Source organism: Arthrobacter sp. NPDC080086 (assembly GCF_040702285.1).
In genome coordinates, this window is sequence record NZ_JBFBKP010000007.1 from 61489 (window position 1) to 74290 (window position 12802).

Consider the following 12802-nt stretch of genomic DNA (forward strand, 5'->3'; position numbering starts at 1 on the left):
AGGTCAAAAATCATTCGGAGACACGGCTATGAGCCGCCCCAACGTGCCGCAGCATCGGCCACGCCGTGCCGTGCTGCGCCTGTGTTACGCAAGCGCCGTGGCCTGTGGCCCAGGCCTCGCGCTGGCGCAGACACCCCCGCCTGCCACAGACGCAACGCTCACGCTCGCCACCACCACGGTGATCGGCACCACGCCGCTGCTGGGGATCGGCACGCCGCTGTCGCAGGTGTCGGCCAACGTGCAGACCCTGCGCGGCAGCGATCTGCGCGCGCAACACCGCACCGTGCTCACCGACGATTTCGAAAAAAACCTGCCCAGCGTCGACATCAACGAAGTGCAGGGCAACCCGTATCAGACGGATCTCCACTATCGCGGCTTTACCGCATCGCCGGTGCTGGGCACGCCGCAAGGCTTGTCGGTGTTCGTGGATGGCGTGCGCGCCAACGAGCCTTTCGGCGACGTGGTGAACTGGGACCTGATCCCCCGCATGGCGATCGACACCATCCAATTGATCCCAGGCTCGAACCCGACCTACGGGCTCAACACGCTGGGCGGTGCCATCACCATCGCCACCAAGAACGGCAAGCAGAATCCGGGCGGTTCCGCAGAAGTCTCCGGCGGTTCGTGGGGGCGCAAGTCCGCGCAGGCCGAGCAGGGCGGCACGATTGGCGCCAACCTTGATTACTACGTTAGCGCCAGTGCCCTGAACGACAACGGCTGGGCCGACCACAACGCCAGCCGCGTGCGCCAGGCGTTCGGCAAGCTGCGCTACACCAGCGCCGACACCACGCTGTCGCTGTCGATGGGCGGCGCCGACAACACGCTGCAGGGTAGTCAAACGCTTCCGCGCGCGTTCCTGAGCAACCCGGCGCAGGCGTATACGTTTCCCGACACGAACAAGAACAGCACGGTCTACATCACGCTGTCGGGCGACCACTTCCTGAACGACGATCTGCAACTGAGCGCGAATGTCTACTACCGGCATTTCCGCAACGCCAACCTCAGCAGCAACGTCAATGAGGACTTCGGCAGTGTGGATGCGAATGGCGATGTCGATACGGTGCAGTCGCACAACGCGCAGTCCGTCATCTCCACCGACAGCTACGGCGCCAGCGTGCAACTGACACGCATGAGCACCCTCGCTGGCATGGAAAACCAGCTCGTGGTGGGGGCGGCGGCGGACTTTGCCAACTCGGGTTTTACGCAGGGCTCGCAGGACGCCTTCTTTACGGATGCGCGCGCGTCGGTCGGCATCGGTGACGTTAACCAGACCACCAATGCGAAGACGCGCAACGGCAACCTCGGCGTGTATTTCAACGACACGCTCTCGCTCAGCAAGCAGTGGACGCTCACGCTGGCGGGCCGCTACAACTGGGCGCGCGCCGTCATCCGCGATGCCAGCGGCGCGCAACCGCTGCTCGATGGCGACCACACGTTCTCGCGCTTCAATCCTGCCATCGGGCTGAACTGGAACCCGACGCCCAAGCTGACCGTGTACGCGACGTACAACGAAGGCATGCGTGCACCCACCGCCATCGAATTGGCGTGTGCAGACCCCGCCGCGCCGTGTTCGTTGCCGAACAACTTCATTGCCGATCCGGCGCTCAAGCCGGTCATCTCCAAGACATTCGAAGTCGGCATGCGCGGCCGCGCGGGCGAGGCCACGACGTGGAGCGCCGCCGCCTACAGCACCACGCTCGACGACGACATCCAGTTTGTCAGTGCCGGCGCGGCCAGCACGCTGGGCTTCTTCCAGAACGTCGGCCGCACGCGCCGGCAGGGTTTTGAGCTGGCCGCTCACACGCAAGTGGGGCCGCTGGGCATCAGCGCGAGCTACAGCTACGTCAATGCGACCTATCGCTCCGACTGGACCGAGCACAGCCCCAGCAATTCCAGCGCGGACGCCAACGGCAATATCCACATCAAAGCCGGAGACCGCATCCCCGGCATTCCTGAGAGCACCATCAAGCTCCGGTTCGATTACGCCGCCACGCCCCAGTGGAAGATCGGCACCAACCTGATCTGGCGCGGCAGCATCTACGCGCGTGGTGACGAGAACAACGCCGATGCCAACGGCAAGCTCTCCGGCTATTTCCTCGCCGATCTGGATACGACCTACCAGGTGACCAAGCAATTGCAGGTGTTCGCCACGGTGTCGAACCTGTTCAACCGCCGCTACCAGAGCTTTGGTGTGCTGGGCGCGAATGCCTTCACGGGGCCGAACAACACCTTCAACGGTGCGAACCCGGCCAACGTGCAGTTTGTTGCGCCGGGTGCGCCGCGCAGCGTGTGGGTTGGGGTGCGATATGCATGGCAATAGGGCATTGGAGCGGCGCGACCTGGCTGCTCCATTTTTTCGCAACAGAACAGGGATGTGTTGCGGCGTGAAGCACAACACCGCTCGCAAACGCGCGCGATGCCGCGGTGCCTCTGCGTTTGCCAGATGGCATGGGACTTGCCAAGGAGCCGTGCGGTGCGACTGTCGCATCAGCGGACTTTGACAACAACAGAGAGGTAGGAGACAACGATGAGGACACTACGCGTGATCACGCTGGCGGCGGCGAGCCTGACGGCAACGCTCACCGCCGCCGCAGCAACGCCCCCTGTGACAGACGCCATGATCCAGAACGACGCCAAGTCTTCTGGCGACGTGCTGACCTGGGGCATGGGGACGCAAGGCCAGCGGTTTTCGGGGCTCACCAAGATCAACACGAAGAACGTCAGCCAGCTCGTGCCGGCGTGGTCGTTTTCGTTTGGCGGCGAGAAACAACGCGGGCAGGAGGCGCAGCCGCTCGTCTACAACGGCAAGATGTTCGTCACCGCGTCGTACTCGCGCATCTATGCGATTGACCTGAAAACCGGCCAGAAGCTCTGGAAGTACGAGCAGCGCCTGCCCGACGCCATCATGCCGTGCTGCGATGTGGTGAACCGCGGCGCGGCGCTGTACGACAACCTCGTCATCTTCGGCACGTTGGACGCGCAGTTGGTGGCGCTCAACCAAGACACCGGCAAGGTGGTCTGGAAAGAGAAGATCGATGACTACGCCGCCGGCTACTCGTACACCGCTGCGCCGCTGATCGTGAAAGGCATGGTGTTGACCGGTGTGTCAGGCGGCGAATTCGGTGTGGTGGGCCGCGTGGAAGCCCGCGACGCCAAGACCGGCGAGCTGATCTGGACCCGCCCGACCGTCGAAGGCCACATGGGCTACAAGTACGACAAGGATGGCAACAAGACCGAGAACGGCATGACTGGCACGCTCAACGCGAGCTGGCCGGGCGAGACGTGGAAGACCGGCGGCGCATCGACCTGGCTGGGCGGCACGTATGACCCGCAAACCGGCCTCGTCTACTTCGGCACCGGCAACCCGGGCCCGTGGAACAGCCACATCCGCAAGGGCGACAACCTCTATTCGTCATCCACACTCGCCATCGACCCGGATACCGGCAAGATCGTCTGGCACTACCAGAACACCCCGAACGACGGCTGGGATTTCGACGGCGTGAACGAGTTCGTCACGTTCGACATGGACGGCAAGCGCGTAGGCGCCAAGGCGGACCGCAATGGCTTCTTCTACGTGAACGACGCCAAGACGGGCCAGTTGCTCAACGCCTTCCCGTTCGTGAAGGTCAACTGGGCGACCAGCATCGACCTGAAGACGGGCCGTCCGAACTATTCGCCAGACCACCGCCCGGGCGATCCGGCCGCCGCGACCGGCGACGACAAGAAGGGCCAGTCGGTGTTTGCGGCGCCGGGTTTCCTCGGTGGCAAGAACCAGATGCCGATGGCGTACAGCCCGCAGACTGGACTGTTCTACGTGCCTTCCAACGAGTGGGGCATGGACATCTGGAACGAGCCGATCAGCTACAAGAAGGGCGCGGCTTACCTGGGTGCCGGCTTCACCATCAAACCGCTCAATGAGGACTACATCGGCTCGCTGCGCGCGATCAACCCCAAGACCGGCAAGATGGAATGGGAGATCAAGAACAGCGCGCCGCTGTGGGGTGGCGTGATGACGACCGCCGGCGGGCTGGTGTTCTGGGGCACGCCCGAGGGCTACCTGAAGGCGGCGGACGCCAAGACCGGCAAGGAGCTGTGGAAATTCCAGACCGGCAGCGGCATCGTCGCGCCGCCCGTGACATGGGAAGACAACGGCGAGCAGTTCGTTGCCGTCGTCTCCGGTTGGGGCGGCGCAGTGCCCCTGTGGGGCGGTGAAGTGGCCAAGCGCGTGAACTTCCTGGAGCAGGGTGGTTCGGTCTGGGTGTTCAAGTTGCACAAGAACTGAGTTGCACCGTGCCGGGTAGTGCCCCCAACGGCGCGGCGCCCGGCACGGCCTATGACAGCATCACGAAGTGTTGGAAGGACATCATGCGTAAAGGAATGGTTTCGCTGTTGACGCTGGCGTCGACGGCCATCAGCGCGGCGGCATATGCCGCCCCAGACATGCAAGCCTTGGCGGACAAGAGCGGCTGCTTTTCGTGCCACAGCGTGCAGAACAAAATCGTTGGCCCTGCGTTTGCCGACGTGGCGGCCAAGTACAAGGGCGATGCAGAAGCGCCGGCGCGGCTCGTACAAAAGGTGCGCGAGGGCGGCAAGGGGGTATGGGGCCGTATTCCCATGCCACCGCATCCGAACCTCAAGGAAGAAGAGGCGCAGCAACTCGTGGCATGGGTGTTGAGCCGCTGATTCGGAGTCCTGCGTGGCCGCGCAGAAGAAGAGGGCCGGCAATATCCGGCCCTTTTTTGCGTTATGACGAAGCCAATCGTCGAGCGTTGGCATCCGTGCGGAACACGATCGACATGGCATCAGCGCGGTGATCCCGCATCTGGCCGAAGCGGTCCATCGCCGCCAAGCGTCCCTGCAGCACGACGGTTTGCAGTGTGCCGTGGTCAGGCGATTTTCCGCAGACGGGATCGGCGCGTTCGGCATCGCCCGTCAGCAGATACGACTGGCAGCGACAGCCGCCGTAATCGGCTTCGCGCGAGTCGCATGACTGGCACGGGTCGGGCATCCACTGCGTGCCGCGATAGCGCTGAAACGCCGCGCTTGATTGCCAGATGGTCTTCAGCGGCATGTCCAGCACGTTAGGCAAGTCCAACCCCGGCAGCATGCGCGCTGAATGGCATGGCAGCGCCACGCCATCGGGCGCGACACCCAGAAAGGTCGTGCCCCAGCCGTTCATGCATTTCTTCGGGCGCTGCTCGAAGTAGTCGGGCACCACATAGAGCAACTGGCAGCGGTTGCCGATGCGCGTGCGGTAGTCGTTCACCACGGCTTCGGCTTCGCGCAGTTGCTCGATGGTGGGCATGAGCGCCAGACGGTTTTCCCAGGCCCAACCGTAGTACTGCGTGTTGGCCAGTTCCAGATATTCTGCACCGATCTCCAAGGCCATGTCGATGATGGCGCTCACGTGCGGCAGGTTGTGGCGGTGCATCACGCAATTCATCACCATCGGATACCCGTGCGCCTTGATGAGGTCTGCCACGCGGCGCTTCAGCTCAAAGGTGCGCGTGCTCGACAGAAAATCATTGAGCTCGCGCGTGGAATCCTGGAACGACAGTTGAATGTGATCGAGCCCCGCCGCACGCAATGCGCCGAGCCGCGCGTCGGTCAGCCCGACGCCCGAGGTGACCAGGTTTACGTAGAACCCGAGTTTGTGCGCGTGCGCGACCAACGCTTCCAGATCTTTGCGCAGCAGCGGTTCGCCGCCGGATAGGCCCAGTTGCACCGCGCCCAGTGCCCGCGCCTGCGTGAAGACCTCGCACCATTGCGCGGTGGTGAGCTCCCGGTCGTGCCGGGTGTAGTCCACCGGGTTGGAGCAGAACGGGCAATGCAGCGGGCAGCGGTACGTCAGTTCCGCCAGCAGCCACAGCGGTGGGCCCGGAACAGGCGGCTCTGCCGGTGCGAGCAATGACTCGGCGTTAAATGAGCCAGCCACGTTCGAGTGCATGTTTGACAAAGGCGTGGACCTCCGGCGCGATGCCCTGCACGCCAAAAGCGGATTGCAGATCGTCGATCAGCATGTCGAGGGTGTGGGCGCCATCGCAGCGCTGCAGGATCGCGGCAGCACTGTCGTTGAGCGTCACCATGCCCTCGGGGTACAGCAGCACCCAACTTTGCTGCACGTCTTCCCACTGCAGGCGGAAGGTCCGGTGCAGCGTGGGGCGGCTTGGATCAGGCAAGGACGGGGTCATGAGCGTGGGCCTGTTGAATGGCATCAAGGATCGACCAGAGGATGTCGAGCTTGAACTGCAGGATGTCCAGCGCGCGCTGCTGCTGCTCCGGCGTGCGGAAGTAGTCGAGCGTCACGCGCAGGCCATGTTCGACATCGCGCGAGGCCAGCGGAATACGCGAGCGGAAATACGCCAGCCCCTCCGGCTGCACCCACGGATACTGCTCGGGCCAGCCCGCCAGCCGCTCCTTGTGGATGTCCGGCGCGAACATCTCCGTCAGCGACGAGCACACCGCCTCTTGCCACGGCGCGCGGCGGGCAAAGTTGACATACGCATCCACCGCAAAACGTACGCCCGGCAACAAATGCTGGTGTGACCAGAGCTCGCCGCGCTTCAGGCCTACCGCTTCGCCCAGGCGTACCCAGCTTTCGATGCCGCCGGGGCGCGTGTCATCGCCGTCGTGGTCGTGGATGCGGACGATCCACTCGCGGCGCGTGTCGCGGTCGGGGCAGTTGGAGAGGATGGCCGCATCCTTGAGTGGGATGTTGACCTGGTAGTAGAAGCGGTTGGCGACCCACGTGCGGATCTCCTCCGGCGTGCATTCCCCCGCGCGCATGCGCAGGTTGAAGGGGTGGTGGATGTGATAGCCCGCCTGCTTGGCGCGCAGTCGGGCTTCAAACTCTTGGGCGGTCCAGGCAACAGGGTGTGTCATAGCGCGATTTCCATGCCGTCATAAGCCACCTCGATGCCGTGCGCCTCCAGCTCGTGGCGTTGCGGCGAGTCTTCATCGAGGATCGGGTTGGTGTTGTTGATGTGGATGAGCACCTTGCGCGCGGCCGGCAGCCGGTCGAGCGTTTCGATCATGCCGCCGGGGCCGGACTGTGCGAGGTGGCCCATGTCGGCGGCGGTCTTGGTGGAAAAGCCGAGGGCGAGCATCTCGTCGTTGGTCCAGCAGGTGCCGTCGACCAGCACCACGTCGGCGACGCTCAGCTCTTCGAACACGTGCGACTCGATACGCGCGAGTCCCGGTGCGTAGAAGGCGCGTCGCCCGCTCTGGCGATCGACGATGCGCAGGCCGATGTTGTCGCCGATGCGGTGTGCGTTGCGGCTTGGCGAATAGGGGGGCGCCTTGCTTTCCAGCGGCACCGCAGTGAGTTCCACGGCATCGAGTTGTGGCACCGCAAATGCGGAGCCATCCAGCGCCAGAACGCGCGTATCGAGCCCGCAGTAGTGCGACAGCATGCGGGTGAGTGGAAACGCCGTGGACAAATCACTGAGCACGGCTGCCGAGGCATACACGGGCAATGGCCGCCGGTGCTCACGCAGCATCAGCAAGCCGGTGACGTGGTCGATCTGCGCATCGATCAGGATCACGCCGACGATGCTCGTATCGCGCGGTGCACGCGCCGGTTGCAGCGCCGGCGACGCGCGCAATTGCGCCAGGATGTCGGGCGATGCGTTGACGATGATCCAGTTCTGGTAGCCATCGCCCAGCGCGATGGAAGACTGCGTACGCGGTGTGGCGCGCAAGGTGCCGCGTCGCACGCCATCGCAGTTGCGGCAGTTGCAGTTCCACTGCGGGAAGCCACCACCGGCCGCCGAGCCAAGTACCCTGAGTATCGTCATGATGCGAGCCCAACGTGTTGGCCGGATTGAGCAAGAAGCCGGCCAGGTTCTGGGTCAAACGGAGAGCGGAAAAAAGAAGCCCGCCATGAACTGCAGGCGGGCCCAGGAGAACGGTGCGTTGGGTTGCGCGATGTCAGCGGTTAGCGATGTACATCGTGATCTCGAAGCCCAGGCGCAGTTCGGTGTAGGCGGGCGTGGTCCAGGTCATGTCTCCTCCTTGAGGGGTTGGCATAGTTAGTGAGTGTGGTGCGTCATTGCGCGGCTGGCGCCGGTGTGCTGCCGAACGCAGCCGCACGCTAACAAAGGCAACATCCATGCCCACCTCCGCTTGGCCAGACACGTCGATTTGCATGCCTCTGTGCACGCCGGATGGCCATCGTTTGCATGTGCGACTGTGCGGGCCGGACACCGGCGAACCGTGGGTGGTACTGCACGGCGGCCCGGGGAGCGGCTGCAATTCTTCAATGGCTGCGTGGTTCGATCCGCTGTTGCATCGCGTGGTGTTGCCGGACCAACGCGGCGCGGGCCAATCGCGCCCGGCTGGGTCTCGGCGTCGCAATACGGTTGCGGCGTTGCTGGCGGATCTGGAGCAGTTGCGCACCACGCTCGGCATTGCGCGCTGGGGCGTGGTCGGCGGGTCGTGGGGCGCAGCGCTGGCGCTCGCATATGCCGATCGCTTTCCTGATGCGGTGGCGGCCTTGGTGTTGCGTGGCACCTTCCTGACCGGCTTTGACGACGTGCAGGCCCTCTTCAATGCGCGTGGCGCCGGGCGAGATCTGCTGCGTGGCGTGGGGCGGTGTGGCGAGGGTCTCCCCGGGGCGCGTGGGCGGCTGCTTGTTGCAACAGACATGTTGCAGGCTGGTACACCTGTTCAGAAATTGAACATCGCCACCCAGTGGCAGCAGGCAGAGCGTCGGTTGCTGGGTCTGCCAGCCGGCAACCGCCAGACGTGGCGACAGCAGATGGCCCTGCTGCGCAAATACCAGCTTCAGGCGCATTACCTCGTTCGCCGTGCGGGGCTGGGGAAAGCGGCGTTGCTTGGGGCGGCGGCGCGTATTGGCAGGCGCGGGTTGCCGGTGACGCTGCTGCATGGTCGGCAAGACAACGTTTGCCGGCTGGATAACGCGCTGCGTTTGCATGCGGTGATGCCGCAAGCGCGGCTGGTGTGGGTGCAGGGCGGGCACCTGGCGACGGGCGAAATGGCGCGGGCGCTGCGCGATGCGATTCGCGCAGCAGCGTGGTCAGTCGGCGCGGGGTAGGCCGCCGGCTTCGTCGATCTTGCGGTACACGGTATTGCGTGAAATCCCTAGCGCCTTGGCGGCCGCCGAGATGTTGCCGTTGTGCGCCTTCACCGCCGCCAGGATGGTCATGGCTTCCACGTCGGCAAGCCGCTTGGGTGCCGAGTCCGTTGCCACCGGAGCGCGTGGGGCCTGCGCGGCGTTCGCACTGTCCGCAGCCGGCTGGATGCTATGGCGCGCGTGCCAGTCTTCGAGAAAATCATCGGGCAGGTGGTCTTCGGTGATTTCCGGTGCGTCTTCGGCCATCAGCCGTGCCGTGCGCAGCAGGTTGCCGAGCTGGCGGATGTTGCCGGGCCAGTGGTAGCTGCGGAACATCTGCGCCACCGGTTCGCTGATGGGCGGGGCGTCGGCCTGTTCCTGACGCAGCAGCCGGTTGGCTACGGCATCCAGATCACTGCGCTCGCGCAAGGCCGGCAGGCGCACCACGAGGCCGTTCAGGCGGTAGTACAGGTCTTCGCGGAACTGGCCGCTGGCCACCATCTCGCGCATGTTGCGGTGGGTCGCGCACACGACGGCCACATCCACCTGGATCAGCTTGTTGCTGCCCAGCGGCGACACCGCGCGCTCCTGCAGCGCGCGCAGCAGGCGGGCCTGCAGGTGCAGCGGCATGTCGCCAATTTCATCCAGGAAGAGCGTGCCGCCATTGGCCAGCACCATCTTGCCGATGCCGCCTTTCTTGCGGGCGCCGGTAAAGGCGCCTTCCTCGTAGCCGAACAGCTCCGATTCGATCAGCGCCTCCGGAATCGACGCGCAGTTCACGGCCACGAACGGGCCGGCGTGGCGTGGGCTGTCTGCATGAATCGCGCGGGCGAGCAGTTCCTTGCCGGTGCCGGTTTCGCCCAACACCATCACGGTGATGTCCTTGCCGATGACCTTGCGCACCTTGCCGATGACGGTCTTGATCTGCGCATCACCCGTGTCCAGCGCATCCAGGCTGGCGGCTTGCCGGGGCGGGGCGATATAGGCGCGGCTGGACGGTGCCGCGTAGGACTCGCCAGCCGGCTCGCTGCCGATGGCGCTGCGTGCGATCGCGCCCTGCCGCTTCCATTCCACGCGGGCGAAGACCTTCACACCGCTGGGCAACTGCAACTGCACGATGCCCGCGGGGGCGCCGCGCTCCGTGTCGATCAGCTGCGACATCGACAAGCTGAACAGCGACGGAAAAGTGTGCGCCTGCAGCGCCCGGCTCGACAGCCCGAGCTGGAATTCCCCGCTGCGGTTGGCCGACAGAAAGCGCCCGGCCGGCGTGAACGCCGCAATGCCCTCCACCAGCGTGCCGATGAACTCGGGCCGCGAGTGAAAGTGAATGCAGACCACATCCTGGAACGTATTGGCGAACAACTGGTTCTCGATCATCTGCGCCGACATGCGGACCAGCGCCATGGTGTGCTTGTGAAAGCCACGATGATCCCCCGTCACATCCAGCGCGCCGACCGTCTTGCCGTACGGGTCGAAAATGGGCGCGCACGAGCAGGTGAGGAACCGGTTGGCTTCCAGATAGTGTTCAGAGGCGTGAACGAGCGTGGGTCTGGCCTCGGCCAACGCCGTGCCGATGGCGTTGGTGCCCCGGCTTTCTTCCGACCACGACGCGCCCGGCTGCAGGGCCACCTTGCTGGCCTTGGCCAGAAAATCGTCGTCCCCCAGCGAGTGCAGGATCAGGCCGGAGGTATCCGTCAGGATCACCATGCTCTGCGTGTTGACGATCTGGCTGTAGAGCGTCTCCATCACGGGCAGCGCATGCGCGAACAGCGATTGGCTGCGCTCGATCTGTGTTTTCAGCTCGCTTTGCTGCACAGGGCAGAAGTCGGGCGATTCGTAGGGGCGCAGGCCATACGATTTTGAGCGCTCGTGCGATTGGGCAATCAGCTCCGGCTGATCGTTGTCCGAGGCATCGCCGGACGCAGAGGACGAGGCGCGGGCACTCTCGGAAGCGCCCACGGCGGCTGCCGCGTGGGGAATCATGGTTGTCTCCTTGAAGTCGCCCGCGATCTATGCGCGGGTCGCCCGGCTCGCTGTTCGCTGTTGCTGCGTTGCGCACCGGAAGTGTTGCGCCATGAAGCAAGACGCTTGCCAGGGTGTTGCATTCCTGAGCACCGCCCCGACCCTTTTCTAGGTCTTGGCGCACCACCATGTCAACAGACGCTGGGGATGCCGTTTTGATCTGGCGCAGGTTCCGCTCTTGGTATGGCTCTTGCAGAAATGCCCTCAAAAGACATTTCAACGACACAGGAGACAACTCGTGAAACTGCCCCATCAACTCGTTGCGCTGCTTTCCGTCTGTACGCTCATGGCCGGCGGACTTCCCGCAACCGCAAGCGCCCACGGCGATGTCACCCCACAGGCCGTGGACACGCACACCTTACCGCAACTCGGCAGCGAGTGGCGTCAGGACAATCCATACCGCGCGCCGGGCAAGGACCATGACGAGGCGCTGCGCATCGGCACGTCGGCATTCAACCAGAACTGCGCGCGCTGCCACGGGTTGGAGGCGATTTCCGGCGGGATTGCCCCCGACCTGCGCAAGCTCGATACCGATTGCATGACGATGCCGGCCGGCAAGAAACAGGACGCCTGCTTTGCCGAGGTCTCGCAGTACATGACCACTACCGTCCGCAAGGGCCGCACGCGCGATGGCCGTGTCTACATGCCGCCGTTCGAGGGCGTGCTGAGCCAGGAAGCCATCTGGTCGATCAAGACGTATCTGGAATCCCGCCGCGTGCAGGAGTAACGCGCGGGTTGTCGTTCAGTCCATCACGTCTATCAGGCCGATCGCGCCTATCCATCAGGAGCGTTTCCATGACCGCCCATCCTTGGCCGTATCGTTGGCCATATCTGGCCCGCATTGGCCGCTGCCTTGCCGCCTTTCTGCTCGCTGCGGCAGTGGCGCTGTTTGGCGCCACACCCATGCCCGCGCATGCCGACATGGCAAAGATCCGCCAGACCGGCAGCCTGAAGATTGCGCTGTACAAGGGGCTGCCGCCGTTTTCCGACAGTGTGGGCGGTCAGTTCGCTGGTATCGACGTGGCACTGGCCAATGCGCTGAGCAAGCAGATGGGCCTGTCGCCAGCGTTGCTACCGTTCGATGCCGATGACGACAGCGTATCGGATGACTTGCGCAACATGGTCTGGCGCGGGCACTACCTCGGCTATGGCCCCGCCGACGTCATGCTGCACGTGCCAGTCGACCCGGCCTTCATCCGCCAGAACCACGAGGTGCTGATCTTCGCGCCCTACCACCGCGAAACCTTCGTGCTGGTCTATGACCAGGAGCGCATTCACCAGGTCAGTCGCTTTGAAGACCTCAGCGGCCAGGTGACCGGCGCCGAGGGCGGCACGGCCGGCGCCAACGCATTGCTCTCCAGCGCACAAGGGGTGTTGCGTGACAAGGTGAAGATCTATCCGCACGCCGACTATGCCCTGCGCGCACTGTTTGCCGGTGATGTCGCGGCGGTGATGGTGATGCGTTCGGAATACGAAAGCGCGCTGAAGGTGAAGGGCGTGTCAGCGACGCGTTTTGTGGCAACGGAGCTTCAATCGCCGCTGCTGCCGGCGCATGGCTGGGCCGTCGGCATGGCGGTCAAGGCAGACCAGGACGAGCTGGCACATGCGCTGGAAAACGCGCTTAATGCGCTGCGCGCCAGTGGCGAACTGCAGCGCATCTTTGCGCGTTATGGTGTATCGATGGTTGCGCCGTAGAGCAGGCTTTGG

General features: G+C 64.4%; 12 protein-coding genes. 6 read left to right on the forward strand and 6 right to left on the reverse strand.

Going from position 1 to position 12802, the window contains the following annotated elements; all coding sequences use genetic code 11:
• The first annotated feature begins 28 nt into the window (after nucleotides 1–28).
• From AB0305_RS04780 to AB0305_RS04790, 3 genes are all read left to right on the forward strand, one after another.
• On the forward strand, nucleotides 29–2320 hold the full coding sequence (locus AB0305_RS04780) for a TonB-dependent receptor (protein WP_366171891.1): 2292 nt from the start codon (nucleotides 29–31) through the stop codon (nucleotides 2318–2320).
• A gap of 207 nt (nucleotides 2321–2527) precedes the next feature.
• On the forward strand, nucleotides 2528–4282 hold the full coding sequence (locus AB0305_RS04785) for a PQQ-dependent methanol/ethanol family dehydrogenase (RefSeq protein ID WP_366171893.1): 1755 nt from the start codon (nucleotides 2528–2530) through the stop codon (nucleotides 4280–4282).
• An 83-nt stretch (nucleotides 4283–4365) separates the two neighbouring features.
• On the forward strand, nucleotides 4366–4683 hold the full coding sequence (locus AB0305_RS04790) for a c-type cytochrome (RefSeq protein ID WP_366171895.1): 318 nt from the start codon (nucleotides 4366–4368) through the stop codon (nucleotides 4681–4683).
• Between the two features lie 61 nt (nucleotides 4684–4744).
• On the opposite strand, the gene pqqE is transcribed toward AB0305_RS04790, so the two are convergent.
• The 5 genes from pqqE to pqqA all read right to left on the reverse strand — a co-directional run bounded on the left by pqqE (nucleotide 4745) and on the right by pqqA (nucleotide 8004).
• Entirely contained in the window at nucleotides 4745–5947 is a 1203-nt protein-coding gene (pqqE, locus tag AB0305_RS04795; protein WP_366171897.1) for a pyrroloquinoline quinone biosynthesis protein PqqE, read from the reverse strand.
• Nucleotides 5919–6191: a pyrroloquinoline quinone biosynthesis peptide chaperone PqqD gene (gene pqqD / locus AB0305_RS04800; protein WP_366171899.1), complete on the reverse strand. Its 273-nt coding sequence runs from the start codon at nucleotides 6189–6191 to the stop codon at nucleotides 5919–5921. Before pqqD ends, pqqE begins: the two co-directional genes overlap by 29 nt.
• Entirely contained in the window at nucleotides 6172–6882 is a 711-nt protein-coding gene (gene pqqC, locus AB0305_RS04805) for a pyrroloquinoline-quinone synthase PqqC (protein ID WP_366171901.1), read from the reverse strand. The genes pqqD and pqqC overlap by 20 nt, the downstream gene beginning before the upstream one ends.
• On the reverse strand, nucleotides 6879–7796 hold the full coding sequence (gene pqqB, locus AB0305_RS04810; protein ID WP_366171903.1) for a pyrroloquinoline quinone biosynthesis protein PqqB: 918 nt from the start codon (nucleotides 7794–7796) through the stop codon (nucleotides 6879–6881). Before pqqB ends, pqqC begins: the two co-directional genes overlap by 4 nt.
• A gap of 133 nt (nucleotides 7797–7929) precedes the next feature.
• The gene (gene pqqA / locus AB0305_RS04815; protein ID WP_012355514.1) at nucleotides 7930–8004 is read right to left on the reverse strand and encodes a pyrroloquinoline quinone precursor peptide PqqA; all 75 of its coding nucleotides are present in this window, start codon (nucleotides 8002–8004) and stop codon (nucleotides 7930–7932) included.
• A 142-nt stretch (nucleotides 8005–8146) separates the two neighbouring features.
• Between pqqA and AB0305_RS04820 the strand changes: the two genes are divergently transcribed.
• Nucleotides 8147–9055 carry an alpha/beta fold hydrolase gene (locus tag AB0305_RS04820; RefSeq protein ID WP_366171946.1) on the forward strand — a complete coding sequence of 303 codons (909 nt, stop codon included), beginning with the start codon at nucleotides 8147–8149 and terminating at the stop codon, nucleotides 9053–9055.
• Here the strand turns inward: AB0305_RS04820 and AB0305_RS04825 are convergent.
• Nucleotides 9038–11056 carry a sigma-54-dependent Fis family transcriptional regulator gene (locus AB0305_RS04825; protein WP_366171905.1) on the reverse strand — a complete coding sequence of 673 codons (2019 nt, stop codon included), beginning with the start codon at nucleotides 11054–11056 and terminating at the stop codon, nucleotides 9038–9040. The genes AB0305_RS04820 and AB0305_RS04825 overlap by 18 nt on opposite strands.
• A 277-nt stretch (nucleotides 11057–11333) precedes the next feature.
• Between AB0305_RS04825 and pedF the strand changes: the two genes are divergently transcribed.
• Complete coding sequence (gene pedF / locus AB0305_RS04830) at nucleotides 11334–11822, forward strand: cytochrome c-550 PedF (protein WP_366171907.1); 489 nt, start codon at nucleotides 11334–11336, stop codon at nucleotides 11820–11822.
• Nucleotides 11823–11890: 68 nt separating this feature from the next.
• Nucleotides 11891–12790: a transporter substrate-binding domain-containing protein gene (locus AB0305_RS04835; RefSeq protein ID WP_366171909.1), complete on the forward strand. Its 900-nt coding sequence runs from the start codon at nucleotides 11891–11893 to the stop codon at nucleotides 12788–12790.
• The last annotated feature ends 12 nt before the right edge of the window (nucleotides 12791–12802 follow it).